This window comes from Micrococcus sp. TA1 (assembly GCF_014199555.1).
Lineage (GTDB): Bacteria > Actinomycetota > Actinomycetes > Actinomycetales > Micrococcaceae > Citricoccus.
This window is the reverse complement of record NZ_JACHNW010000001.1, coordinates 1,823,170-1,847,391: the sequence shown is the minus strand read 5'-3', so window position 1 is coordinate 1,847,391 and position 24,222 is coordinate 1,823,170. Positions and strand designations below refer to the sequence as shown.

Here is a 24,222-nt window from a genome sequence, read left to right as displayed (position 1 = left end):
ACCCGGGACACCGGGGAACAGGGAGTCCAGGCACGTGGCATCTTTCATCGAACGGATCCTCAAGACCGGGGACAAGAAGGTCCTCAAGCGCCTGAGGGGATTCGCGGACGCCATCAACGTCCTCGAGGACGAGTTCCGTGAGATGACCGACGCCGACCTGCGCGCCGAGACCGAGACGTTCCGGGAGCGGCTCGCCGCGGGAGAGACGCTCGACTCCCTGCTGCCCGAGGCCTTCGCCGCCGTGCGGGAGGCCGCCAGCCGGACCCTGGGCCAGCGGCACTACGACGTGCAGCTGATGGGTGGGGCAGCCCTGCACCTGGGCAACATCGCCGAGATGAAGACCGGTGAGGGCAAGACCCTCGTCGCCACGCTGCCGGCCTACCTGAACGCGCTGACCGGCAAGGGCGTCCATGTCATCACCGTCAACGACTACCTGGCCTCCTACCAGTCCGAGCTGATGGGGCGCGTGTTCCGTTTCCTGGGCATGGAGACCGGCTGCATCGTGGCCAACCAGGACCCGGCGACCCGGCGCGCACAGTACGCCGCGGACATCACCTACGGCACGAACAACGAGTTCGGCTTCGACTACCTGCGCGACAACATGGCCTGGTCCAAGGACGAACTGGTCCAGCGCGGCCACCACTTCGCGATCGTCGACGAGGTCGACTCCATCCTCATCGACGAGGCCCGCACCCCGCTGATCATCTCCGGCCCGGCCCAGGGGGACGCCAGCCGCTGGTACACCGAGTTCGCCAAGCTGGTGAAGAGGCTGACCCTGGACGAGGACTACGAGGTCGACGAGAAGAAGAAGACCGTCGGCGTGCTCGAGCCCGGTATCGAGAAGGTCGAGGACTGGCTGGGGATCACCAACCTGTACGAGTCCGCGAACACCCCGCTGATCCAGTACCTGAACAACGCCATCAAGGCCAAGGAACTGTTCAAGAAGGACAAGGACTACGTCGTCATGGGCGGCGAGGTCAACATCGTGGACGAGCACACCGGTCGTGTCCTGTCCGGGCGCCGGTACAACGAGGGCATGCACCAGGCCATCGAGGCCAAGGAGGGTGTGCAGATCAAGGCGGAGAACCAGACCCTGGCCACCGTCACCCTGCAGAACTACTTCCGGCTCTACGAGAAGCTCTCCGGCATGACCGGCACGGCCGAGACCGAGGCCGGCGAGTTCATGTCCACCTACAAGCTGGGCGTGGTGCCGATCCCGTCGAACCGGCCGATCCAGCGCCAGGACAAGACGGACCTGATCTACAAGAACGAGGTCGCGAAGTTCGACGCGGTGGTCCAGGACATCGCCGAGCGCCACGAGGCCGGCCAGCCCGTGCTGGTGGGCACCACCTCGGTGGAGAAGTCCGAGTACCTGTCCAAGCTGCTTGCCAAGGCGGGTATCCGGCACGAGGTGCTCAACGCCAAGAACCACGCCCGTGAGGCCGCGATCGTCGCCCAGGCCGGCCGCAAGGGGGCGGTGACCGTGGCCACCAACATGGCCGGGCGCGGAACGGACATCATGCTCGGTGGCAACGCCGAGTTCAACGCTGTGGCGGAGATGCAGAGGCGCGGGCTGGATCCGGAGGAGAACGCGGAGGAGTACGAGCGCCTCTGGGACGAGGTCCTCGCGGCCGCCAAGGAGGGCGTGCAGAAGGAGCACGAGGAGGTGCTCGCACTCGGTGGGCTCTACGTGCTGGGCACGGAGCGCCACGAGTCGCGGCGCATCGACAACCAGCTGCGCGGGCGCTCCGGACGGCAGGGCGACCCCGGCGAGTCCAGGTTCTACCTGTCCCTGACCGATGACCTGATGCGCCTGTTCAACCCTGCCGCCGCCTCCCGGATCATGAACTCCTCCTCGGTGCCGGACGACATGGCCCTGGAGTCCAAGATGGTCTCCTCCGCGATCGCCAACGCGCAGCAGCAGGTGGAGTCCCGCAACACCGAGCAGCGCAAGAACGTGCTGAAGTACGACGACGTGATGAACCGCCAGCGCGAGGCCATCTACACCGACCGGCGGCAGATCCTCGAGGGTGAGGACCTGCACGAGAAGGTCCAGCACTTCCTCGAGGACGCGGTCTCGACCATGGTGGACGAGAGCACCGCCGTGGGCCACGCAGGGGAATGGGACCTGGAGCAGCTGTGGACCGACCTGCGGCAGATGTACCCGGTGGGGGTCACCATCGAGGAGGTCCTCGAGGAGGTCGGCGGGCTGACCAAGCTCAAGGCGGCCGACCTCAAGCGGGAGCTGACCTCGGATGCCAAGCTGGCCTACGAGGACCGGGAGAAAGCGATCGGCGCGGAGACCATGCGCGAACTGGAGCGCCGGGTGGTGCTCTCCGTGATCGGCCGGAAGTGGCAGGACCACCTGTACGAGATGGACTACCTCAAGGAGGGCATCGGGTTGCGCTCGATGGCCCAGCGTGACCCCCTGGTCGAGTACCAGCGCGAGGGGTACATCATGTTCCAGTCCATGATGGAGGCCATCCGTGAGGAGTCCGTGGGCTACCTGTTCAACCTCGAGGTGCAGACGGCGCCGGCCCCGACCTCCCTGCCCGGCGTGAAGGACGCGCGCGGTGCGACGATGACCCCGGTACTGAACGTCAAGGGCCTCGAGGCGCCGCAGCAGCCGGCAACCCTGCGGTTCTCTGCTCCCTCCGACTCCGGCGAGGTCACCACCGAGGTACGCCGCACCGGGACCACCGACGCGGATGGCCGGCGCGGTGAGGCCGAGACGGCCGGCGCCGGAGGACGGGGCGCGGCGTCCTCGAAGAAGGGCCGCAAGCGCCGGCGCTGACCTGGCACCGACCCGAGGTGGACCCGGCGTACGAGCATGCTCAGCCGAGTTCGAGCGCGGTGACCTTCCACCGGTCGCGGTGGCGCTCGATCCGCAGGGCCATGGCCCGGACGCGATCCGGCAACTGGATGGTGGCGCTGGCCTCGTAGACCCCGTCCCCTGCGGGACAGCAGCGGGATCCCAGGGCCTGTGGTGCGCCCGCAGCGCCGCGATCAGGCCGGATCCGGCGGGCCAGTTCCGCCCGTCGGGTCATCTTGCCGTAGGTCGGCAGGTCCAGCCATGCCGAGAGCTGGCGCGCCGGCCGGAGACCGAGCTCGGCCTCGACGCAGGCCAGGGCGACGATCCGGGCCAGGGACCTGATGTGCCGTTCCTCTTCACGACGCCGTTCGGCGAGGGCCCGTTCCGAAGGCGTCGAGGCCGGGGCGGTCTGGGGCCCGGGAGACCACGCTGGACGTGAGGTTCCGGACCCGGGGCGTCCGACGGCGGGGGCTCCTCCGTGGGCGGACCGGGGCGGCAGGGCCGGTGGCACCGTGGACACGGTCAGCGGACCGGGGGTGCGGTGGGTCGCGGTCAGGTGGGTGGTGGACATCGTTCCTCCGATGGGTCGGTCGAACCGTGCTGGGGGTCAGGTGTGGGGGATCGAGGGCGCGCACGCGGGGCGTGCCCACCGCGCGCGGCCAAACCGGCCGGCTCAGGACACCGGGGGCGCCTGGAGGACCGTTCCGGGGGCCAGGACGTCCGCCTCGGCTCCGATGACCGGCCGATTGAGCTGATACCACTGCCGCCACCTGCGGTCGATCTCCAGGTCGGTGGCGTACGGACCGAGTTCCTCGGCGGCGATGTCCCAGAGGCAGTCACCGGCGCGCACGGTGACCGACCTGGGCGCCGTGCTGCGGCCCTGCTGCCCGGCCCCGGGGACCGCCGGGGCCGGAGCGGCCGGTCGCCACGTCGGCGACGGGACGTCGGCGGAGGGAGGCGGCGTCCCGGACGGTGTCTCGCGCGACGCGGCCATCCAGCCGGGCCGGGGGGCGGGTACGGTCAGGACGGCGGCCTGCTGCCGGGCCACGGAGACGTGCTGCCCCGGGGTTGTGCCGACCCCGAAGGGGTCGTCGGTCGCCGCCCATGAGCCGGGGGCGACCAGCAGGTTGAGGCCCAGGACGGAGGCGGCCACCCGGCGCAGGAACCGCGGTGACAGGGCCTGTCCGTACCGGACCAACCGGACCGAGCGCGACCGTTGACCGAGGGCCGTCAGGGCCGTGCCGATCAGCGCCACGAACCACCAGGCGGCCAGGAGTGCGCCTGTCCCCGCGCAGGCCGAGGCCACCAGGACCTCGACCGCATGCAGTCCCGAGACGGCCTCGGCGGAGAGTCCGGTGGACCCGAACCACCACAACAGCGGGCCGGTCGCCGTGGCCAGTACGGTCAGGGCGACGTCGTCGCCCCGCGGGGCGCTTCGATGGTGCGGTGATGGGGCGTCCACGGGGCTTCCCTTCGGTGGTGTGGCCTGCGCCGACTCGTTCGACGGCCGATGAGCCTTCTCGATGCCCTCAGCCAACCGTGGCCGCCCGGTGATGTCAATAGGTTCTCTTCAAGTGTCTATGGCTCGTTCTGATGATGTTTGATACTATTTGGTGTCATCTGATGCTTTGTGGTGTTTTTCGGAGGGCTCGTCTCCTCGGGCCGCGGACTCTCAACGCGGTGGCGCTTCTGCCGATGGGTCGCCCCCCTAGGCTGGGGCCATGAGATGGGAACGGCTCTTCGCCGACCTCGAGGCGCAGCTCGCCCAGGGCCAGTGGCAGGACACGGAGGCCGAGGCCGCGGAGATGACGCGCGGTGAGCATGCGGGCATCACGCTGGCGGACCGGATCCGCGGGGCGCTCGGTGCGACCCTCCAGATCCAGCTGACCCAGGGGGAGCGCCTGCAGATGACCGTGTCCACCGTGGGTGAGGAGTGGCTCGGGGGCAGTGACCGGGGCGGGAGCCTGCTCGTCCACCTGGAGGGGGTCCTCTCGGTGGACGCTCCACTGGCCCTGGCGACGCCGGAGGACTCTCCCGGCCGCCGGAGACTGGGGATCTCCGCGGCCTACCGCACGCTCTCCCGCGCGCGGGCCGGCGTCGTGGTCTACGGACGAGACGGTCGCTCCCTCGGGGAGGGGACCATCGACAGGGTAGGGCGGGACCACTTCGACCTGGCTGTCCATCCGCGGGACGAGCACCGCCGTGGACGTAACGTCCGCGGGCTGCGGGTGATCCCGTTCAGCGCAGTGCAGGTGGTCCGGTCAGCTCACGCGTCCTCGGTCTGAGGTGCGCCGGCGCGACGGGCCTCGGTCTTGGCGGCCTGCTGTGCGTACAGGTCCTCGATGTACTGGTCGAGCTTGACCTGCTCCACCCGCCACTGGCCCCGTCCCCCGATCTGGATGGCCGGGAGCTCACCGCTGCGCACGATCGCCCGGGCCTGGGCCATCGAGATCTGCAGCTCCTCGGCGACGTCGGTCAGGGTGAGGAATCGGGGCATCGGTCCTCCGGGTGGTCGGGACGGGCGTACTGCCGCCCATTCTCCCACGTCCGCGGATCCCGGCCGCGGTTGTCCCCAGTGCCGGTGTCCAGGAACCGATGTCCACAGTGACGGACCGTCCCCTGGGCGGTCTTTTCCGGATGTGACTAGGCTGATTGGCGCATCCGGTGGTGGACGGGACCGCCGGGCCGAACAGGGAGGGCGCTCGTGGAGGGGACGAACAGCGCGGAGGCCCCGCGCCTCAGGCGACCGGGATGGAAGGATCCCCGACTGCTGGTGGGGGTCCTGCTGGTCCTGCTGTCCGTGGCGGGGACCGTTGCCCTGGTCCAGTCGCTGGACCGGTCGGAGGGGTACTGGGCTGCAGGGCAGGACCTGGTGCCCGGAGCGGTCGTGGAGCCCGATCAGCTGACCGTGGTGCAGGCACGTCTGGGCGAGGCGGCAGACGACTACCTGCCGGCGGAGCGGCCGCTGCCGGCGGACGCCTCGGTGGTGGGGACGGTCCGTCAGGGGGAGCTGATCCCGGTGGGCGCAGTGGCTGGCGTGGACCCGGAGTCCCGCCAGGCCGTCGCCCTCACGCTGGAGGATCCCCTTCCGGAGGGCACCGGTCCGGGGGCCCGCGTGGACGTCTGGATCGCCGCCGCCGACGGCCGGCAGGGGTTCGGCGAACCCGAGCTGGTGGCCCCACGCGCCGAACTCGCCGGGATCTCCGAGGCCTCGGGATCCTTCGGCACCACGGGTGAGATCTCGCTGCAGGTCCTGCTCGGCCCCGAGGAACTGCCGCGTGTCCTGGACGCCAAGGGCAACGGCGCGCGCATCAGCGTCGTTCCCTCCCTCGGCGGGCGGTAGGGGCACCGGATGCGCAAGGTCTCGGTCGCCACCACCATCATGCCGGGGCACGACCACGTCTCCGGGCTGGAACGGCTGCGCGGGCCGGTCACGGTCATCCGGCGCTGCGAGAGCCTGGCGGAACTGATCTCCGTGGCACGATCCGGACTCGCGGACGTCCTGCTCGTGGCCGGGGACACGGGACAGCTCACGCTGACCTTCCTGGACTCCGTCGCCGCCGACGCCCGCGGACGCCGAGTGGCGGTGGTGGCACTCAGCGACGTCGCCGCTGAACGCGAACGCCTCGGACACCTCGGCGTCGTCGCCGTGCCCCCGGAGACACCGCCCTCCGACCTTGCCGCACTGCTGCAGGAGGCGGTGGCGGCGGCGCGTCACCCACTGCCCGTCGGTTCCTCCGACCATGACGACCGACCGCCCGGCGCGACGGAGCGACCCGGCCGCCGGGCGGCTGGGGCCATCGTGCGGACCGGTTCGTCCGGGTCCGCCGCACCGGGTACCCGGCCCGCGGAGGCCCGCGCCGGGGCCGTCGACCCCGGCGCGGGCCAGGACAGCGCTGCGGCCCCGGTGTCACCGGGGGAGTGGATCCCGGCCAGCGGCGAGGACGATGACGACGGTGACCGGTCTGGGGCCCGATCGGCCGCACCGGTCGCAGTCCCGGTCCCACCGGCGGATGTCCTGACGGATTCCGAGGCCGGAGCCCGCCCCACCCGGACGACGGCCGTCTGGGGGCCTGCGGGCAGCCCGGGCCGCACGACCGTGGCCGTGAACCTCTCCGTCGAACTGGCGCTGGCCGGACGCCGTACCCTGCTGGTCGACCTGGACACCTACGCCGCGTCCGCCGGGGTGCTTCTGGGACTGCTGGACGAATCGGCCGGTATCGCCCAGGCCTGCCGACTGGCGGACCAGGGTGAAATCAGCGCGGAGGGGGTCGGCCGCTGCGCCCTCCGTGCGCGCGTGGCCGGGGCCACGCTCCAGGTCCTGACGGGACTGACCCGCTCCGACCGGTGGCCCGAACTGCGCCGGTCCGCCCTCGACGCCGTCCTGACCGCGGCCGCCGAGGGGTGGGAGGAGGTCGTGATCGACTGTGGCTTCAGCCTGGAGCAGGACGAGGAACTCAGCTTCGACATCCCCGCGCCGCAGCGTAATGCCGCCACCCTCGCGGGGCTCGCCGCCGCCGACCGGATCCTGGCCGTGGGCGCCGGTGACCCGGTGGGACTGCCGCGCCTGGTCCGGGCCCTCGACGAGCTCGACCAGGCCGAGACGGCGGCCGGCGCCGTCGTGGAGATCGTGGTCAACCAGGTGCGGGCCGAGGCGTCCGGCGTGGCGCCGAGGTCCCAGGTCCGCAGCGTCCTCGAACACTTCGCCGGGGACAGGACGGTGTCCGCCTTCCTCCCGTGGGACCGCAAGGCCCTGGACCGGGCACTGCTGGGCGGCCAGGTGCTCGCGGAGGCCGCGCCGAAGTCGGCGCTGCGGCGGGCCCTGTCCGCGCTCGCGGGGACGCCGCAGGAACCGGCCGAGGGCCGTGCACGGCGCCTGCCGGTTCCCCGGCGACTGCTCGGCGCGGCCCGTTAACGCTTTGAGACGTGGGCCACTAGGCTCGGAGCCAGTGGACCAAGGACGTTCCACTGCCTCCGGACGCCCCGGTGCCCGGAGCCGTTGAAGCGATGGAAGAGGACACCACCACATGTCATCGTCGACTCCCCTGTGGACCGATCAGCACGACTCCACCACCCCGGAGCGCCAGATCGACCCCGCCCCGCTGTTCGATGCCTACTTCGAGCACGTCTCCGAGGCGGATCAGGCCGAACTGGACCCGAGGACCCGCCAGGCGCTGGTGACCACGCACGTGGACCTGGCTGCCGGCAAGGGACTGCGGGACGCGGTCGTGAAGGTGACGCCCATGCGTCAGTACGCGCTCGTGCAGATCGTTCACGACGACATGTCCTACCTGGTCGATTCCGTCACCTCGGAGCTGACCCGGCAGGGCCACGCCATCCGCATCGTGGCCCATCCCACGGTCATCACCCACCGGCACCAGGAGAGCGGACGGCTGCTGGCGGTGCACCGCGTCCCCACCCAGTCCGGCACCGCCAGCGGTGACACGACCGCGGCGCTCGCCGACCTCGGCCCGCTCATGGCCGGTGAGGGCGCCCGGGCCGTCGTCGAGTCCTGGATCGGGATCCAGACCGTGGGACCGCTGACGGAGGACCAGGCGGCGGACCTCGAGCACGGTCTCGAGGAGGTGCTCGCGGACGTGCGGGCGGCCATCGCCGACACCGACCGCATGCGCTCGGCGGCCTTCACGGCGGCCCGGGCCCTGGCCCACGATGCCCCGCCGAGCGTCCAGGGCGTGCGCCAGAGCACCGAACTGCTGAACTGGATGGAGGACGGCCACTTCACCTTCACCGGCTACCGCGAGTACCTGCTGCAGAGCGGGGACAACGGGCAGGTGCTGGTCGCTCTGGAGGACACCGGCCTGGGGATCCTGCGGCACCGGCCCAGTGCGCCCCCGGCACCGCTGTCCATCGCCGGCCGCAACCAGATCGAGCGCCCCAACCCGCTGATCATCACCAAGGCCAACTCCCGCTCCCGGGTGCAGCGGGCCGCCTACATGGACTACGTGGCCGTGAAGACCTACGGCGCGGACGGCCGGGTCACCGGCGAGCGGCGCTTCATCGGCCTCTGGGACCCCAAGGCGTACACGACCTCCGTGGAGGACATCCCGCTGATCCGGGACAAGGTGGCCGCGGTGCTGGCCCTGTCCGGGTTCCCGCGGGACTCCCACTCGGGCGCCGAGCTCCAGCAGATCCTGGAGACCCACCCGCGCGACGAGCTGTTCCAGGTGGACGTGGAGGAACTGTGGGAGACCTGCCGGCAGATCCTGCAGCTGCAGGAACGGCGCCGGACCCGGTTGTTCCTGCGCCCGGACACCTACGGGCGGTTCATGAACGCCCTCGTGTTCCTGCCCCGTGACCGGTACAACACCGCCGTGCGCGGCCGGATCCAGGACGTGCTGCTGGAGACGCTCGGGGGGGAGTCCCTCGACTTCCAGGTGCGGCTGACCGAGTCCGTGCTGGCCCGGCTCTACTTCCGCGTCCGGCTGCCGCGCGAGCGCGAGCGCAGTGAACCGGTGGATGCCAAGGAGCTGGAGCAGCTCCTGGTCGACGCGGTGCGCTCCTGGAAGGAGGGCGTGGACGAGAAGGCGATCGAGGCCTTCGGCGAGGACAGCGGCGTGGACACCGCCCGGCTCTGGGACGAGGCGTTCCCGCCCGCCTATCGGGTGGCCTACGAGATCGACGACGCCCTGGAGGACATCGGCCGGTTCTCGAGCCTGCCGGGGGACGGCGAACCGGTGGTGCACGTGGTGCCGGAGGACCGCGACGAGAGGTCCCGCAAGGCGGAGGAGGAGGTCGAGGGCATCACCGTGGGCCGGATGAAGCTGTACTCCGACCGGCCCCGGACGCTCACGGAGGTGCTGCCGGTATTGCAGAACCTCGGTCTGTCCGTGATCGATGAGCGCCCCTTCGAGGTCGAGCCGGCCGACGGGCGCAAGTTCTACCTCTACGACTTCGGACTGGGCTATCCCGAGGGCACGGAGAACGATGTCTCCGCCCGACTGCTCGAGGACGCGGTGGTGGCCACGGCGACGGGATCCGCCGAGTCCGACGCGCTGGACCGGCTGGTCCTGTTCCAGGAGCTGCCCAGCCGCACCGTCACCATGCTCCGGGCGTACGCCAAGTACCTGCGCCAGCTCGGCGTCCAGTACTCCCTGACCTTCATGGCCGACTCCCTCCTGACCCACCCGGAGATGACGTCCCTGCTGGTGGAGTACTTCTACACCCGCTTCGATCCCTCGCTGCCCGCGGCCACGGACGACGACGGCGCCACCGCCGGCCCGGCCCGGCGCCAGGCCATGGAGGACGTCCGTGAACGCGCCGAGAACGCCCTGGACGCCGTCTCGACGCTCGACGCCGAACGCGTCCTGCAGGGCTTCCTCACCGTCATGCAGGCGACCCAGCGGACCAGTTTCTTCCAGGGGCACCGCCGGCTGAGCTTCAAGATCGCCACGGAGCAGATCCCGTTCGCGCCCCAGCCGCGGCCGGCCCGGGAGATCTGGGTGTACGCCCCCGACGTCGAGGGCGTCCACCTGCGCTTCGGGCCGATCGCGCGTGGCGGGCTGCGCTGGTCCGACCGCCGGGAGGACTTCCGCACCGAGGTGCTCGGGCTCGTGAAGGCCCAGCAGGTCAAGAACGCCGTGATCGTCCCCACCGGCGCCAAGGGCGGGTTCTACGCCAAGAGGCTGCCCGACCCCGCCGCCGATCGCGGCGCCTGGATGGAGGCCGGGAAGGACGCCTACCGCACCTTCATCCGCGCCCTGCTCGACATCACCGACCAGCAGGAGCGCTCCGGCGAGGGCACGGTGTTCTCGGTGCGCGGGGACATCGTGCGCTACGACGGTGACGACGCCTACCTGGTGGTGGCCGCGGACAAGGGCACGGCGTCCTTCTCCGACACCGCCAACGAGATCTCCGCCGACTACGGTCACTGGCTCGGTGACGCCTTCGCCTCGGGCGGATCGGTGGGCTACGACCACAAGGCCATGGGCATCACGGCCCGCGGTGCCTGGGAGTCGGTCAAGAGCCACTTCGCCTCGATCGGCCATGACACCCAGGCCCAGGACTTCACGGTGATCGGCATCGGGGACATGTCCGGTGACGTGTTCGGCAACGGCATGCTGCTGTCCGAGCACATCCGGCTCGTGGCCGCGTTCAACCACCTGCACGTCTTCCTCGACCCGGACCCCGACGCCGCGGCCTCCTTCGCCGAACGCCGCCGGCTCTTCGAGCTGCCCCGCTCCTCCTGGTCCGACTACGACCGCTCCCTCATCAGTGAGGGAGGTGGCGTCTACGACCGCTCCGCCAAGTCCATCCCCGTCTCCGAGCAGGTGCGGGCCCGGCTGGGCCTGCCCGCGGACACCACCGAGCTGACGCCGGCGGAGCTGATCCAGGCCATCCTGAAGGCACCGGTGGACCTGTTGTACAACGGCGGCATCGGCACGTACGTCAAGGCCGCGGACGAGGACCACGCGGAGGTCGGGGACCGGGCCAACAACGCGATCCGCATCAACGGCGCCGACCTCCGGGTCCGCGTGGTGGGTGAGGGCGGGAACCTGGGCTTCACCCAGCGGGGCCGGATCGAGGCGGCCCTGGCCGGGGTGCAGATCAACACCGACGCCATCGACAACTCCGCCGGCGTGGACTGCTCCGACCACGAGGTGAACATCAAGATCCTCGTGGACCAGCTGGTCTCCACCGGAGCCCTGGAGGCGCAGGAGCGCGCCGCGCTGCTCGAGTCGATGACGGAGGAGGTCGCCCGCCTGGTGCTGCAGACCAACGTCGACCAGAACAGGCTGTTGCGCAACGACTCCCAGAAGGTCTCCGAGTGGCTGCCCAGCTTCGAGCGGCACATCCACTGGCTGGAGGCGCACGGGGACCTGGACCGGGCGCTGGAGTTCCTGCCCGATGACGCGGAGCTCGAACGTCGCCAGCAGGACGGGGCATCCCTGACGACCCCGGAACTGTCCGTGCTCGCCGCCTACGCCAAGACGAACCTCTCGGCCGTCCTGCTGGACTCGGCACTGCCGGACGACCCCTGGTTCGACCGCACGCTGGACGCCTACTTCCCGACGCAGCTCCGGGAGCGGTTCGCCGGACAGATCCAGCAGCACCCGCTGCGCCGGGAGATCATCGCCACCGTGGTCGCCAACGACGTCGTCAACACCGGCGGCACCACGTTCGTCTTCCGCGCCATGGAGGAGACCGGGGCGGACGCCCCCGCGGTGGTGCACGCCTACGTCGCGATCAAGGAGATCTACGGCTTCGGCCCGTTCCTCGACGCGATCTCGGCGCTGCCTGCGTCCGTGTCCGGGGAGGCCAAGGGCCGCGTCTACCTCGACGCCCGGCGCGTGCTGGACCGCGCCGTGCGCTGGTTCGTCAACCACCGCACGCGCAGCGGCGCCAGCATCAGCTCGGGGGTGGAGTACTTCCGGGACGATGTCCAGGCACTGGCGGCGGACCTGCCGCAGATCCTCCGGGGCCAGGACGCCGAGCGCTACGAGCAGTGGCGTGACGAGGCCCTGGAGATGGGCCTTCCGGAGGACCTGGCCAGCCGACGGGCCTACCAGTTCGAGTCCTACGGGCTGCTCGACGTGGTGCGGCTGGCCCGGAAGACGGGGCGCGACCCGCGCTCCGTGGCCGAGGTCTACTACCGCCTCTACGACTGGTTCGACGTGGATCCGGTGCTCAACCGCATCACCGGCCTGCCGCGTGACGGGCGTTGGCGCGCGCTGGCCCGGGCCGCGCTGCGCGATGACCTGTACGGCCTGCTGGTCAGCTTCTGCTCCGACATCCTGGACGGCAGGGGAGACACCGTCGACGAACTCGTGTCCCAGTGGGCCGAGGACCGCTCGACCAGCCTCACGCGGGCCGAGGGTTTCCTGGACGAGATCCGCGAGGCCGGGACCGATGACCTGGCCTCGCTGTCCGTGGCGCTGCGCCAGTTGCGCGCGGTGACGGCCCAGTAGGGTTCCGATGTCCCTGCTGACCGCACCGCTCGAGGACGATCCGGACCTCCGGGACGGAGACGTCGACCGGCTGCAGGCCGTGGTCGCCGACTGGCAGCTGCTGGCGGACCTGTCCTTCGGCGACCTGGTGCTCTGGTACCCGGTCACCGGGCCGGAGGAGCCCGATCGTGGTTTCGTCGCCCTGGCCCAGGCCCGGCCCTTCACCTCGCAGACCGCGCTGCACCGGGACATCGTGGGCAGCAGGGTGCGCGCGGACCTGAGGTCCCTCGTGGACCACGCGTGGCAGACCGGGGAGCCCACGGTCACCGCGCCCTCGGTCTACGCGCCGGACAGTTCGATGCGGGTCACGGTGTGGCCCGTGGTGCGTGAGGGCAGGACCATCGGCGTGCTGACCGTGCACCAGAACCTGACCGGACAGCGCACCCCCTCCCGGCTCGAGCTCGTCTACCGAGAGAGTGCCCACCGACTGCTGGAGATGGTGTCCCGGGGCCAGTGGCCGGATCCGGACGACCCGGTCGGCGGGCCGCACCGCGGCTCGCCGCGTGTGGGCGACGGCCTGCTGCTGCTGACCACGGACGGCCGGGTGGACTTCGCCACGCCCAACGCCGTCTCGGCCTTCCGCCGGCTGGGGGAGACCGACCCCCTGGAGGGGAGGTCCCTGGCCCGGGTCGTCACCGACCTGCAGGACGAGCGCCGCCCCGTGGACGAGTCCCTTCCCCTGGTCCTCACGGGCAAGGCGACCGCCCGCGCGGAGTTGCAGGTCCGGGCGGTGAGCCTGACCCTGAGGACGGTGCCGCTGAGGGAGCGGGACGAGCGCATCGGGGCGCTGGTCCTGCTGCGCGATGTCACGGAGCTGCGCCGTCGTGAGCAGCAGCTGGTGGGCAAGGACGCCACGATCCGGGAGATCCACCACCGGGTGAAGAACAACCTGCAGACCGTCGGCTCACTGTTGCGCATGCAGTCCCGCAGGATGACCTCGCCCGAGGCCAAGCGCGGGCTGGAACAGGCGATGCGCCGGGTGGACACGATCGCGCTGGTGCACGAGACGCTCTCCCACGGCCTGGACGGGCAGGTGGACATGGATGCCCTGCTGGGTCGCCAGTTCCGCCTGGCCGTGGAGGTCGCCGGCGACGGCCGGCCCGTCACCACCGAGTACTCCGGCGGGTTCGGCCACCTGCCCAGTGACCTGGCCACGCCCCTGGCCCTGGTCATCAACGAGCTGGCCACCAATGCCGTGGAGCACGGCACCCGCCCCGAGGGCGGGCACGTGGGCCTGTCCGCGCGGCGCTCGCACGTGCCCGCGGGGGAGCGGCTGGAGGTCCGGCTGTGGGACAGCGGCTCGTCGGATCCGTCCTCCGGGCCCGACGCCGGCCCGGAGTCCCCGGCGGCTCCGGGCGGGGCCGGCGTCGTGCCGGAACCGGGACAGGATGCCGGCCTGGGGCTGCAGATCGTCCGGACGCTGGTGGCCGGGGACCTCCGCGGGACGATCGACTGGCACCGGCGTCCGGACGGAGGCACGGAGGTCGTGATCCTGGCCCCGGTCCCGGAACGCTGAAACCCCGGCCTGCTGGGCAGGCCGGGGTTTCAGGGGCTGGGGTGGGGCCGGAGGCCCCACAGGGTGGTCGGAGCCTCAGGAGGCCCGACGGGCGCGGGCGGCGCGACGCTTCAGCGCCCGGCGCTCGTCCTCGCTCATGCCGCCCCAGACCCCGGAGTCCTGGCCGGACTCGATGGCCCACTGCAGGCAGGTGTCGACTACTTCGCACGTACGGCAGACCGCCTTGGCTTCCTCGATCTGGAGCAGTGCCGGTCCAGTGTTCCCCACGGGGAAGAACAGTTCCGGGTCCTTGTCCAGGCACGCTGCCCGGCTACGCCAATCCATGCTGATCGATACTCCTCTTCTGCCGGGCACACTGCGACCCGACGCGTCCTACGTCTGTCGAAACGGACGATCGTCCGTCTGCGGGGCTGGTCGTCGCCATCCGTACGACGGCAAAGAAAAAAGGGCCGTAGCAACGACCCCCGCTGAACTCGTGAAATATCTTTTCATGTACATTGCACGTAAACAAGGGGTACGGCGGATTGGACGGCGGATATCCTGAGGTGTTGATCACAAGCCGGGTCCCGACGGGACCGACTATTCCGGCCCCTGCGCGGCACTGTCAAGGGTGACGGGATCCATTCCGGTGCCGGATTGGGAAGAGGCAGCGGGCGGATCAGGTCGAGGACAGGGCAACGACGGAAGGACGGCACGAGCACGTGAGTACGCAGAGTCGGCAGGGTCCCCGACCCCCGGCCGTGGTGGCGGTGGCCCTGGTGCTGCTGTTGCAGGCCCTCGGAGTGCTGGTGGCGGCTGCCGGGTTCGGGGTGCAGGTCGGGACCGGGTCCCTGAACCTGGGCGCCCAGGTATTCCTCGTCGTCCTCATGGTCGCCGCCGGGTTCTGGATCGGAGCCGTGGGCCTGGGCGTGTGGCGCGGCAGGCCGTGGGTCCGGGCGGCCACCGTGGTCATCGAGATGTTCGCCGTCATCCTGTCCATCAGCTTCTTCTCGGCCGGGAACGTGCCCATGGGCGCCGTGTTCCTGTTGCCGGCCGCGGTGGCCTTGGTGCTCATGTTCTCCCGGCAGGTGGCCTCCTACCTGGCCGGACTGCCCTCCTGACCGTCCGGCCGTGCCCGGGGCACCCGGGCCGCTCGGGTCCTCGAGGCCGGAACGGGCCGGGCCCGGCGTCCTCTGCTGGAGGCGCCGGGCCCGGTGGGGTAACGGGGTCTGGAGGGCGTGTGCGGACCGGCGGTCAGTTCACCGCGCCGGTGTACTTCTCGCCCGGGCCCTTGCCCGGCGCGTCCGGGAACGGCGAGGCCTCGCGGAAGGCCAGCTGCAGGGAGCGCAGGCCGTCGCGCAACGGGCCGGCGTGCTGGCTGCCGATCTCCGGGGCGGCGGCGGTGACGAGGCCGGCCAGGGCGGTGATGAGCTTGCGGGCCTCGTCCAGGTCGATGAGCTCCTGGGCGTCCTCACGGTCGGCCAGGCCGACCTTCACGGCCGCCGCGGTCATGAAGTGGACGGCCGTGGTGTTGATGATCTCCACCGCCGGGACCTCGTGGATCTCCCGGACCCGGTCGGCCACCGGCTCGCCGGACGGGGAGGGATTCTGCTGTGCATCGTTCATGCTGGTAAGCTTGTCACAGACCAGCTGGTCCGCTGGCCATTCCCCTGTGGAATGGACCACGGTCACCAGCCATCGAAGTGGAGGCCATCTCCCACCCGCGTCAGCAGGAAGCCCGGATTCCGGGCCGAGTTGCCGGGTTACCGGTCCGGCAGTCCCGTGAGGGTTGTCGCACCGTTCGGTCGGCGGAGTACTCCGCTGGCCTCGGCCTCCGTCTGCGTTGAGCACGGAGGCCTTAGTCGTCTCCGGGCCCGGCGCAGGGGACCGCACCCGGGACAGCGGCCCCGAACCCGAAGAACCCAGACCACAGGAGTTGCAAGATTAGCGAGCCGAGAATCAACGAACGGATCCGCGTGCCCGAGGTGCGCCTGGTCGGCCCCCAGGGCGAGCAGGTCGGAATTGTGCGCATCGAGGATGCGCTGCGACTTGCCACTGAGGCCGATCTGGACCTCGTTGAGGTGGCCCCGACGGCGAAGCCGCCGGTCTGCAAGCTCATGGACTTCGGCAAGTGGAAGTACGAGGCCGCCGTCAAGGCCCGTGAGGCGCGGAAGAACCAGACGAACACGGTGTTGAAGGAAGTCCGCTTCCGCCTGAAGATCGACACCCACGACTACGAGACCAAGGTCGGCCACGCCCGGAAGTTCCTCACCGCGGGGGACAAGGTCAAGGCCATGATCCAGTTCCGCGGACGCGAGCAGCAGCGCCCGGAGCTGGGCATCCGCCTGCTCGAGAAGTTCGCGTCCGACGTCGCCGATGTCGGCAGCGTCGAGTCGACCCCCCGTCAGGACGGCCGCAACATGGTCATGGTGGTCGGGCCGGTGAAGAACAAGGCCGAGGCCCGCGCCGAGGCCCGGAAGAGCCAGCAGGACACCACCAAGCCCGAGCGCGTCGGTTCGCGCCGTGACGTCGCGGCCCGGGAGGCCAAGTCCAAGGTCGCGGAGGACACCTCGTCCGCCCCGCTGTCCAGCTCCATGTCGGACGCGATGCCCGAGCAGCTGAAGAAGATGGCCCAGGCCGGTTCGGCTGCGGCGGCACCGGCGGCCGCGCCGGCGGAGACCACTCCGGTGTCAGCTCCTGCTGTGACGGAGGAGGCCAAGCCCGTGTCCGCTCCGGCGGAGACCAAGCCGGCTGCGGCCAAGCCCGCGACGGCTTCGACGGAAACGAAGCCGGCTGCGGCCAAGCCCGCGACGGCTCCGGCGGAGACCAAGCCGGCTGCGGCCAAGCCCGCGACGGCTCCGGCGGAGACCAGGCCGGCTGCGGCCAAGCCCGCAGCGGCTCCGGCAGCCAAGCCGGCGGCAACTCCGGCAGCGGCCAAGCCGGCGCCCAAGCCGTCGATGCCGAAGCCGGCCCCCAAGCCCGGTGCGGCCCCGAAGCCCGGCCCCAAGCCGGGCGGCAGGAAGTAAGGCCGGCATCACACCTTCGGTCCGGCATCCCCGGACCGTCCAGATCGGCCCCGTGCACGGCGGGGCCCATGCAGCACTGTCCCGCCCCGGCGGGCAGCCAACACGAAGGAGAACGGCAGCCATGCCGAAGATGAAGACCCACAGCGGAGCCAAGAAGCGCTTCCGCGTGACCGGTTCCGGCAAGCTGATGCGTCAGCAGGCCAACCGCCGCCACTACCTGGAGCACAAGCCCTCCACGCTGACGCGCCGTCTGGCCAGCGACCAGCTGGTCTCGAAGTCCAGCGTCAAGACCATCAAGCGGATGCTCGGCATCTGAGAATCCCCGTGGCCTGAGGGCCGCAATCCAGCCAGCCGCCGCGCGGAGCGTCCCGCGGACGGCATCGATTTCGAAGGAGTACGCACGTGGCACGTGTGAAGCGGGCAGTCAATGCCCACAAGAAGCGCCGGGTGGTCCTTGACCGCGCCTCCGGTTACCGCGGTCAGCGTTCCCGCCTTTACCGCAAGGCCAAGGAACAGCTGCTGCACTCGTATGTCTACAACTACCAGCACCGCAAGAAGCGCAAGGGCGACTTCCGCCGGCTGTGGATCACCCGCATCAACGCCGCCTCCCGCGCCAACGGCATGACCTACAACCGCTTCATGCAGGGCCTGAAGCTGGCCGGCATCGAGGTGGACCGCCGCATGCTCGCCGAGCTGGCCGTGTCCGACGCCGCCGCCTTCGCCACCCTGGTGACCGCGGCCCGCGCGGCCCTGCCCGCGGACGTCAACGCCCCGGTTGCCGCCAAGTAGGCATTCCGGACTCCGTCCGCCGGGCGAGGCATCGCCCGCGCCCTCGCGACAGGACACCATGAACGAGCGCCCTGACCAGGACGTGATGACCAACCCCCGGGCTGACCGGGTGCGCAGGGTCGCACGGCTGGCGGGGCGCTCGTCGCGTCAGCGGGAGGGGTTGTTCCTCGCCGAGGGTCCCCAGCCGGCCCGCGAGGCGCTGCGCGCACACCTGGGCCTGCTCGGATCCCCCCAGTGGGCACCGGGTGACGTCGTGGAGGCGGTGTACGTCTCGACGAGGCTGGCCGATCGTCATCCGGACCTGACCGCCCTGGCAGCTGAGGCAGCCCGCGCGGGGGTCCAGGTGCGGCAGGCCAGTGACGAGGTGCTGACGGCCATGAGCGACGCGGTCACCGGGCAGGACGTCTTGGCCGTGTGCCGGATCCCCGAGTCCTCGGCGGAGTCGGTGCTCGCCGGTCTCACCGGCCAGCCGCGCCTGGCGGCCGTCCTGTGCCGGGTCCAGGACCCCGGCAATGCGGGGACCATCCTGCGCGCGGCCGATGCCGCCGGGGCCGACGTCGTGGTGTTCACGGCCGGCTCGGTGGACCTGTTCAACCCCAAGGTGGTGCGTTCCACCGCCGGATCGCTGTTCCACCTGCCCGTCGTGACCGGGGCGGACCTGCCTGCGGCCGGTGCGCTGCTGTCCGGCCGCGGACTCCAGTTGCTGGCCGCGGACGGGTACGGCACCGTGGTCCTGGACCGGCCTCCGCGGGGCCTGCTGGCGCGGCCCACCGCCTGGCTGTTCGGGAACGAGGCCCAGGGATTGTCACCGGCGGAACTGTCCCTGGCCGCCGAACGGGTGGCGGTGCCCCTCTACGGCAGGGCGGAGTCGCTGAACGTCGCCACGGCGGCGACCGTGTGCCTCTACGCCTCGGCCATGTCCCAGCACGCGGACCGGTCCTGACGTCCCGGCCGGCGACAGCACGAAGGGCGCCCCGAGGGGCGCCCTTCGTCGTCCCGCCGACGTGCCGGAATCAGACCCTGCTGCCGCGGCGGCGCGTGATGGCCTGCCAGATGAAGGCCACGATGATGCCACCGATGATGGCGAACACCCAGGTCCAGAAGCTCCAGAAGCTCTCGTTCAGGTCGAGGCCGAACAGCAGGCCACCGATCCAGCCTCCCAGCATGGCGCCCAGGATGCCGGTGACCAGCGCCCCCAGCCAGCCCCCTCCCTGGTCGCCGGGGAGGATGAGGCGCGCGATCGCCCCTGCGATCAGGCCCATGATGATCCAGCTGATGATGCTCATGATGTGTCCCCTTCGTGCTCGCCGTGCAGTGCGCTGACAGGGATAGTGTCAGCCGGGATGCACGGGCCCGTCCACGGTTGGCGGGCTGGACCGGACGGGCCATCGCCGGTGCCCCGGGCCGGCGGACTGCACGGCCCGCACGGTGCGGCATCGCCACACGTCAGCTGGGGGTTGCCGCGGATCGGGGACGCAACAGCAGCAGGGACAGTACGCACCCGACGGCGGCGAGGCCGGCCCCGGCACCGGCCGGCACCTGGAGCCCGGCACCGGCGGAGATGACCGCCGCGCCCACCCAGGCGCCCATGGCATTGGCCAGGTTGAGCGCCGAGTGGTTCAGGGCCCCGGACAACTGCGGCGCGTGCGGGGCGGCGTCCACGAGCAGCACCTGCAGGGAGGGGACCAGGGCCGAGGCGGCGGTGGCGGCGGCCAGCAGGGGGACCAGCGAGAGCACCCACCACGGTGCGGTGACACTGAAGAGGGCCAGGGCCACGGCCACGGTCCCGAGCATCCACTGCAGGGTGCGGGTGGCCGACCGGTCGGACCAGGCCCCGCCCAGCAGGGTGCCGGCCACCATGCCGAGTCCGTAGAGGGCCATGATGACCGGGACCAGCCGCTCCGGCAGTCCGCCGATCTCCACGAACACCGGGGCGATGTAGGTGTACAGCGCGAACATGCCCGCGAACCCGATGGTGCCCACCAGCACGGCCCGCCACAGTGCGCCGGAGCGCAGCGCGGTCAGTTCGCCGCGCACCGAGGTGCCGGCCGGTGCCGGGATGGCCGGGACCAGCCAGGCGACGGCGGCGATCGTCGCGGTTCCGAAGACTCCGGTGAGGATGAACATCCACCGCCAGCCCGCACTCTGTCCGAGCCAGGTGGCCACGGGCACGCCCACCAGGTTGGCCACGGACAGGCCCGCCATCACCCAGGCGGTGGCCTGGCCCCGGCGGGCCGGACCCGCCAGGTGAGCGGCCGCCAGGGCCGCGGCCGAGAAGTACGCGCCGTGGGGGAGACCCGAGATGAAGCGGGCCACGAGCATGGTGGCGAAGTCCGGTGCCAGCAGGCTCGCGGCATGGCCGATGACGAACATGGCCATGAGGGAGAGCGCCGAGACCTTCCGGTCCACGCGGGCCAGGCCCGCCGCCAGCAGGGGTGCGCCGACGACGACGCCCAGGGCGTAGGCCGAGATCAGGATGCCGCCGGCGGGAAGGTCGACCTCGAGATCGGCCACCGCCTGGGGCAGCAGCCCCATGATCGCGAACTCGGTGGTGCCGATCGCGAACCCGCCCAGGGCCAGCGCCAGGATTCCCGGCAGGATACGGCGGGGCCGGGCGGGCCGGGCAGGTGGGGCGGAGGGGTCGGCGGCAGTGGGGAGCACCATTCCAGCCTACGGGCCAGGCCTCCGCGCGACCGGCCTAGGATCGGGACCATGACTGAACTCACGTCCACGTCCACCCCGGCTGCCGAGGCGGGAGCACGACCTCGAGGCCCCCGACCCGTCATGGGGGCCGCGGTGCTGGACCGGCTGGACCGTCCGACCCGGTTGCTGGTGGGACGGCGCAGCTCGCCCGAGGGCCTGGCCGGCCTCTGGGAGTTCCCGGGCGGCAAGGTCGAGCCCGGAGAGGACCCCCGGTCCGCCCTGCGGAGGGAGGTCCGGGAGGAATTGGGCGTGGACGTCCGCCTGGACCGCGAGGTGACGGCAGCTCACCCCGAGGGCTGGCTGCTGGGCAACGGGGCCAGGATGCGGGTGTTCACGGCGGTCATCGAGCGGGGCGAGGCGCGTCCGCTGCAGGACCACGACCTGCTCGAGTGGCGCGCACTGGACCGGGACCGGCTCCAGGAACTGGAGTGGATCCCGGCCGACCGGCCGATCGTCGACGCGCTGGTGGAGATGCTGCGGGACTGACCGTGAGGGTGCCGGCTCAGAACAGTGCCGGCTGCGGAGAGTGCTGCGGAGAGTGCTGGGAAGGCCGCCCGGTAACCCCGCGCGCGGTGGCCCTGGCCTGCCCCTCCCCGTCCGCCGCGGTGATCCGGTGGGCGCCGCTGCGGTCCAGGCCGTGGCGGCGGGCGGCCGCGGTGGTGCGGCGGCCCAGGGCCTTCCGGTAGGAGGGTGCCGCATAGGAACCCCGGGCGTAGAGGGTGCGGTAGCCCTCGAGCAGTTCCGGATGGTCACGGGCGATCCAGTCCAGGTACCACTGACGGGCCCCGGGCCGCAGGTGCAGGGCACCGGCCAGCACCGACCGTGCGCCGGCAGCGGCCAACGCCGCCATGAGCTCCTCCACCTGCCGGTCGCCGTCCGTCAGCCAGGGCAGCAACGGCATGGCCATGACCGTGACGTCCGCCCCCGCCGAGGCCAGCCTCTCGATCAGCCGCAGGCGCGCCGCCGGGCTCGGCGTCCCCGGTTCGACCTGCTGTGCGAGGCCGGGATCGAGCATGGCCAGGGACACCGACACCTGCACGGGCACCTGACGCGAGGCCGCGGAGAGCAGGTCCAGGTCACGGCCCAGCAGCGTGCCCTTGGTCAGGATGGAGAACGGCGTGCCGGTGTCCGCCAGGGCGGTGATGATGCCGGGCATCAGCCGGTACCGGCCCTCGGCCCGCTGGTACGGGTCGGTGTTGGTGCCCAGCGCCACCAGCTCTCGTGTCCATCCGGGGCGGCCCAGTTCCCGGCGCAGCAGCTCGGGGGTGTTCACCTTCACCACGATCTGCCGGTCGAAGTCGGCCCCCGGGTCGAGGTCGAGGTACTCGTGGGTGCTGCGCGCATAGCAGTAGCGGCAGGCGTGGGTGCATCCCCGGTACGGGTTGACCGTCCACCGGAACGGCATGGGCGAGGAGTCCGGGACCCGGTTCAGGGCCGACTTGGACACGACCTCGTGGAAGGTGATCCCGGCGAAGTCCGGGGTGGTGATGGAACGCTGCAGGCCGGAGAGCGGCAGCAGGGCGGCTGGCGCGGCCGGAGTGCCGCCGCCGTCCTGACCGGTTCCGTCCCCGGCCTGCAGTGCCTGCGCTTCCCATCGCATGGACCGATTAGAACACATGTTCGAATCATGGTGCAAGGAAGGTGTCAGGAACGAGCGTGGGAACCCGGGGGCCGGCGCGTGGTGCCGTCCGTGCTGGTGAGAGTGAGGTCAGGCGCGCCGGCGCGGCCAGCGCACCGGGCGCTCGCGGTACCCGCCGGCCTCCAGTCCCGCGCGGCGCTCGAAGACGTTGCGGGAGGCGGTGTCCCCGGTGCGCAGCAGCGACCAGCCGACCGCCGCCGCGTACAGCACCAGGAACGGCAGTCCCGCGCACCAGGCGTACTGGGTGGCGTGCCGGGACTCATGGGCCAGCAGTTGCGGGGTGATGACCGTCCGGGCCCGGAACAGGACGACGTTGCCGACCGTGAACGCCCCGCCGTCCGGGAACGGCCACCGGTACCCGGTGGCCAGGACCAGCCCCAGGGGTCCCCGCCGCACGGAGCACCCGGAGCCCAGGGCCAGGACCAGTCCCAGGGGCGTCGTCAGGTTGATCGCGTTCCACCACCGCCGCAGCGCCAACCGCGCCGGGAGGCGGTCCGGCCCACGCCCGGGCGGCCGGCCGGCCCGGTCATCGGACCGGACCGGCCGGCGTCGGGAAGTGTGACCGGCCATGCCGTCCAGCCTAGGTGCCCGGGGCGGTCCACTAGACTGGCCGGGGCCTTCTTCCCGGTTGGCCCACCCCGTGTCCGAACCCACCGCAGCATGAAGGTCGTTGCCCGCCATGACGGAAACCCCCCAGGACCTGGCCGAGACCCCGGTCGAGCAGCCGGACGGTACCACCGAGCAGGTCGCACCCGAGATCTCCCCGGCCGACGAGATGGCCGTGGGCGCCGCCGTGGAGGCCGCGCTCCAGGCCTTCTCCGCCGCCGCCGACCTCAACCAGCTCAAGGCCGCCCGCCTGGCCCACACGGGGGAGAAGGCGCCGCTCACCCTGGCCAACCGCTCCATCGGCAAGCTGCCCAAGGACCAGAAGTCCACGGCCGGCAAGCTCATGGGCGGCGCCCGCAAGGCGATGGAGTCCGCGCTCGCCGCCCGCACCGAGGTGCTGGAGGAGGAGCGCGCGGCCCGGTTGCTCGTCGAGGAGACGGTGGACGTCACCACGGCGGTCCGCCGTCGTCGCGTGGGCGCCCGCCACCCGCTGTCGGTGCTGCAGGAGCGGGTCTCGGACATCTTCATCGGCATGGGCTGGGAGATCGCCGAGGGCCCGGAACTGGAATCGGAGTGGTACAACTTCGACGCCCTGAACTTCAAGCCGGACCACCCGGCCCGCGAGATGCAGGACACCTTCTTCGTGGACCCGCCCGAGGCCCACCTGGTGCTGCGCACCCACACCTCGCCGGTGCAGATGCGCGCCATGCTCGGGCGCGGTGCACCGGTGTACGTGCTGTGCCCCGGCCGGACCTTCCGCACCGATGAGCTCGACGCCACCCACACGCCGGTGTTCCACCAGTTCGAGGGACTGGCCGTGGACAAGGGTCTGACGATGGCCGACCTGCGGGGCACCCTCGAGTACTTCGCCCGGCAGATGTTCGGCCCGGAGGCGAGGATCCGGCTGCGCCCGAACTTCTTCCCGTTCACCGAGCCCAGTGCCGAGATGGACATCTGGCACCCCGGGGCCAAGGGCGGGCCGCAGTGGATCGAATGGGGCGGTTGCGGCATGGTCCACCCCAACCTGCTGCGCGCCGCCGGCCTGGACCCCGAGGTCTACTCGGGCTTCGCCTTCGGCATGGGCGTCGAGCGCACCCTGATGTTCCGCAATGAGGTCCCGGACATGCACGACATGATCGAGGGCGACGTCCGCTTCTCCCAGCACTTCGGAATGGAGATCTGATCAC

The 24,222-nt window shown here is 71.3% G+C and carries 22 protein-coding genes; 13 read left to right on the top strand and 9 right to left on the bottom strand.

The genetic code is table 11. From position 1 onward, the window contains the following. Positions 1 to 34 precede the first annotated feature (34 nt). A complete protein-coding gene (gene secA / locus GGQ69_RS08030) occupies positions 35 to 2,794 on the top strand; it encodes a preprotein translocase subunit SecA (protein WP_183526855.1) in 2,760 nt (919 codons plus the stop codon). 40 nt (positions 2,795 to 2,834) lie between these two features. Here the strand turns inward: secA and GGQ69_RS08025 are convergent, their stop codons facing one another. Together GGQ69_RS08025 and GGQ69_RS08020 are read right to left on the bottom strand one after the other, a co-directional pair. Next, the gene (locus tag GGQ69_RS08025) at positions 2,835 to 3,383 is read right to left on the bottom strand and encodes an Rv3235 family protein (RefSeq protein WP_183526852.1); all 549 of its coding nucleotides are present in this window, start codon (positions 3,381 to 3,383) and stop codon (positions 2,835 to 2,837) included. Between the two features lie 102 nt (positions 3,384 to 3,485). Then, the gene (locus tag GGQ69_RS08020; RefSeq protein ID WP_183526849.1) at positions 3,486 to 4,274 is read right to left on the bottom strand and encodes a LysM peptidoglycan-binding domain-containing protein; all 789 of its coding nucleotides are present in this window, start codon (positions 4,272 to 4,274) and stop codon (positions 3,486 to 3,488) included. Between the two features lie 259 nt (positions 4,275 to 4,533). Between GGQ69_RS08020 and GGQ69_RS08015 the strand changes: the two genes are divergently transcribed. After that, on the top strand, positions 4,534 to 5,097 hold the full coding sequence (locus GGQ69_RS08015) for a hypothetical protein (RefSeq protein WP_183526846.1): 564 nt from the start codon (positions 4,534 to 4,536) through the stop codon (positions 5,095 to 5,097). Here the strand turns inward: GGQ69_RS08015 and GGQ69_RS08010 are convergent. Further along, positions 5,079 to 5,309, bottom strand: coding sequence for a helix-turn-helix domain-containing protein (locus GGQ69_RS08010; RefSeq protein WP_010144513.1), 231 nt, complete (start codon positions 5,307 to 5,309; stop codon positions 5,079 to 5,081). The genes GGQ69_RS08015 and GGQ69_RS08010 overlap by 19 nt on opposite strands. A gap of 207 nt (positions 5,310 to 5,516) precedes the next feature. Here GGQ69_RS08010 and GGQ69_RS08005 point away from each other — a divergent pair, with 207 nt between their 5' ends. The 4 genes from GGQ69_RS08005 to GGQ69_RS07990 all read left to right on the top strand — a co-directional run bounded on the left by GGQ69_RS08005 (position 5,517) and on the right by GGQ69_RS07990 (position 14,293). Continuing rightward, on the top strand, positions 5,517 to 6,155 hold the full coding sequence (locus GGQ69_RS08005; RefSeq protein WP_183526843.1) for a flagellar biosynthesis protein FlgA: 639 nt from the start codon (positions 5,517 to 5,519) through the stop codon (positions 6,153 to 6,155). 9 nt (positions 6,156 to 6,164) lie between these two features. Beyond that, a complete protein-coding gene (locus GGQ69_RS08000) occupies positions 6,165 to 7,727 on the top strand; it encodes an ATPase (RefSeq protein ID WP_183526840.1) in 1,563 nt (520 codons plus the stop codon). A gap of 112 nt (positions 7,728 to 7,839) precedes the next feature. Then, entirely contained in the window at positions 7,840 to 12,738 is a 4,899-nt protein-coding gene (locus GGQ69_RS07995; protein WP_183526837.1) for an NAD-glutamate dehydrogenase, read from the top strand. A 7-nt stretch (positions 12,739 to 12,745) separates the two neighbouring features. Beyond that, the gene (locus GGQ69_RS07990) at positions 12,746 to 14,293 is read left to right on the top strand and encodes a sensor histidine kinase (protein WP_183526834.1); all 1,548 of its coding nucleotides are present in this window, start codon (positions 12,746 to 12,748) and stop codon (positions 14,291 to 14,293) included. 75 nt (positions 14,294 to 14,368) lie between these two features. Here the strand turns inward: GGQ69_RS07990 and GGQ69_RS07985 are convergent, their stop codons facing one another. Next, positions 14,369 to 14,617 (bottom strand): WhiB family transcriptional regulator, encoded by a 249-nt coding sequence (locus GGQ69_RS07985; protein WP_010144519.1) that lies wholly within the window; start codon positions 14,615 to 14,617, stop codon positions 14,369 to 14,371. A gap of 377 nt (positions 14,618 to 14,994) precedes the next feature. Between GGQ69_RS07985 and GGQ69_RS07980 the strand changes: the two genes are divergently transcribed. Further along, the gene (locus GGQ69_RS07980) at positions 14,995 to 15,393 is read left to right on the top strand and encodes a hypothetical protein (protein WP_183526830.1); all 399 of its coding nucleotides are present in this window, start codon (positions 14,995 to 14,997) and stop codon (positions 15,391 to 15,393) included. 133 nt (positions 15,394 to 15,526) lie between these two features. Here the strand turns inward: GGQ69_RS07980 and GGQ69_RS07975 are convergent, their stop codons facing one another. After that, on the bottom strand, positions 15,527 to 15,898 hold the full coding sequence (locus GGQ69_RS07975; protein ID WP_010144521.1) for a DUF1844 domain-containing protein: 372 nt from the start codon (positions 15,896 to 15,898) through the stop codon (positions 15,527 to 15,529). 350 nt (positions 15,899 to 16,248) lie between these two features. On the opposite strand from GGQ69_RS07975, the gene infC reads away from it, so the two are divergent. The 4 genes from infC to GGQ69_RS07955 all read left to right on the top strand — a co-directional run bounded on the left by infC (position 16,249) and on the right by GGQ69_RS07955 (position 19,030). After that, positions 16,249 to 17,298 carry a translation initiation factor IF-3 gene (infC, locus tag GGQ69_RS07970; RefSeq protein WP_370577129.1) on the top strand — a complete coding sequence of 350 codons (1,050 nt, stop codon included), beginning with the start codon at positions 16,249 to 16,251 and terminating at the stop codon, positions 17,296 to 17,298. A 121-nt stretch (positions 17,299 to 17,419) separates the two neighbouring features. Next, positions 17,420 to 17,614 carry a 50S ribosomal protein L35 gene (gene rpmI / locus GGQ69_RS07965; RefSeq protein WP_010144525.1) on the top strand — a complete coding sequence of 65 codons (195 nt, stop codon included), beginning with the start codon at positions 17,420 to 17,422 and terminating at the stop codon, positions 17,612 to 17,614. Between the two features lie 86 nt (positions 17,615 to 17,700). Next, positions 17,701 to 18,087: a 50S ribosomal protein L20 gene (rplT, locus tag GGQ69_RS07960; RefSeq protein WP_029139186.1), complete on the top strand. Its 387-nt coding sequence runs from the start codon at positions 17,701 to 17,703 to the stop codon at positions 18,085 to 18,087. A gap of 58 nt (positions 18,088 to 18,145) precedes the next feature. After that, complete coding sequence (locus GGQ69_RS07955; protein WP_183526827.1) at positions 18,146 to 19,030, top strand: RNA methyltransferase; 885 nt, start codon at positions 18,146 to 18,148, stop codon at positions 19,028 to 19,030. 70 nt (positions 19,031 to 19,100) lie between these two features. On the opposite strand, the gene GGQ69_RS07950 is transcribed toward GGQ69_RS07955, so the two are convergent. Further along, positions 19,101 to 19,373 (bottom strand): GlsB/YeaQ/YmgE family stress response membrane protein, encoded by a 273-nt coding sequence (locus GGQ69_RS07950; protein WP_183526824.1) that lies wholly within the window; start codon positions 19,371 to 19,373, stop codon positions 19,101 to 19,103. Between the two features lie 160 nt (positions 19,374 to 19,533). Beyond that, positions 19,534 to 20,751: an MFS transporter gene (locus GGQ69_RS07945; RefSeq protein WP_183526822.1), complete on the bottom strand. Its 1,218-nt coding sequence runs from the start codon at positions 20,749 to 20,751 to the stop codon at positions 19,534 to 19,536. Positions 20,752 to 20,871: 120 nt separating this feature from the next. Between GGQ69_RS07945 and GGQ69_RS07940 the strand changes: the two genes are divergently transcribed. Further along, positions 20,872 to 21,276, top strand: coding sequence for a (deoxy)nucleoside triphosphate pyrophosphohydrolase (locus GGQ69_RS07940; protein WP_183528445.1), 405 nt, complete (start codon positions 20,872 to 20,874; stop codon positions 21,274 to 21,276). 16 nt (positions 21,277 to 21,292) lie between these two features. On the opposite strand, the gene GGQ69_RS07935 is transcribed toward GGQ69_RS07940, so the two are convergent. Continuing rightward, positions 21,293 to 22,390, bottom strand: coding sequence for an Rv2578c family radical SAM protein (locus GGQ69_RS07935; protein WP_183526819.1), 1,098 nt, complete (start codon positions 22,388 to 22,390; stop codon positions 21,293 to 21,295). A gap of 108 nt (positions 22,391 to 22,498) precedes the next feature. Continuing rightward, positions 22,499 to 22,999, bottom strand: a complete 501-nt coding sequence (locus GGQ69_RS07930) for a hypothetical protein (protein WP_183526816.1) — start codon at positions 22,997 to 22,999, stop codon at positions 22,499 to 22,501. A 205-nt stretch (positions 23,000 to 23,204) separates the two neighbouring features. On the opposite strand from GGQ69_RS07930, the gene pheS reads away from it, so the two are divergent. After that, a complete protein-coding gene (gene pheS / locus GGQ69_RS07925; protein WP_183528444.1) occupies positions 23,205 to 24,218 on the top strand; it encodes a phenylalanine--tRNA ligase subunit alpha in 1,014 nt (337 codons plus the stop codon). Positions 24,219 to 24,222: the final 4 nt, after the last annotated feature.

Coding starts and splice junctions, on each gene's coding strand:
- GGQ69_RS08025 (WP_183526852.1), bottom strand. CDS start 3,383: ATGTCCACCACCCACCTGACCGCGACCCACCGCACCCCCGGTCCGCTG.
- GGQ69_RS08015 (WP_183526846.1), top strand. CDS start 4,534: ATGAGATGGGAACGGCTCTTCGCCGACCTCGAGGCGCAGCTCGCCCAG.
- GGQ69_RS08010 (WP_010144513.1), bottom strand. CDS start 5,309: ATGCCCCGATTCCTCACCCTGACCGACGTCGCCGAGGAGCTGCAGATC.
- GGQ69_RS08000 (WP_183526840.1), top strand. CDS start 6,165: ATGCGCAAGGTCTCGGTCGCCACCACCATCATGCCGGGGCACGACCAC.
- GGQ69_RS07995 (WP_183526837.1), top strand. CDS start 7,840: ATGTCATCGTCGACTCCCCTGTGGACCGATCAGCACGACTCCACCACC.
- GGQ69_RS07990 (WP_183526834.1), top strand. CDS start 12,746: ATGTCCCTGCTGACCGCACCGCTCGAGGACGATCCGGACCTCCGGGAC.
- GGQ69_RS07985 (WP_010144519.1), bottom strand. CDS start 14,617: ATGGATTGGCGTAGCCGGGCAGCGTGCCTGGACAAGGACCCGGAACTG.
- GGQ69_RS07975 (WP_010144521.1), bottom strand. CDS start 15,898: ATGAACGATGCACAGCAGAATCCCTCCCCGTCCGGCGAGCCGGTGGCC.
- rpmI (WP_010144525.1), top strand. CDS start 17,420: ATGCCGAAGATGAAGACCCACAGCGGAGCCAAGAAGCGCTTCCGCGTG.
- GGQ69_RS07955 (WP_183526827.1), top strand. CDS start 18,146: ATGAACGAGCGCCCTGACCAGGACGTGATGACCAACCCCCGGGCTGAC.
- GGQ69_RS07950 (WP_183526824.1), bottom strand. CDS start 19,373: ATGAGCATCATCAGCTGGATCATCATGGGCCTGATCGCAGGGGCGATC.
- GGQ69_RS07945 (WP_183526822.1), bottom strand. CDS start 20,751: ATGGTGCTCCCCACTGCCGCCGACCCCTCCGCCCCACCTGCCCGGCCC.
- GGQ69_RS07940 (WP_183528445.1), top strand. CDS start 20,872: ATGGGGGCCGCGGTGCTGGACCGGCTGGACCGTCCGACCCGGTTGCTG.
- GGQ69_RS07935 (WP_183526819.1), bottom strand. CDS start 22,390: ATGCGATGGGAAGCGCAGGCACTGCAGGCCGGGGACGGAACCGGTCAG.
- GGQ69_RS07930 (WP_183526816.1), bottom strand. CDS start 22,999: ATGGCCGGTCACACTTCCCGACGCCGGCCGGTCCGGTCCGATGACCGG.
- pheS (WP_183528444.1), top strand. CDS start 23,205: ATGGCCGTGGGCGCCGCCGTGGAGGCCGCGCTCCAGGCCTTCTCCGCC.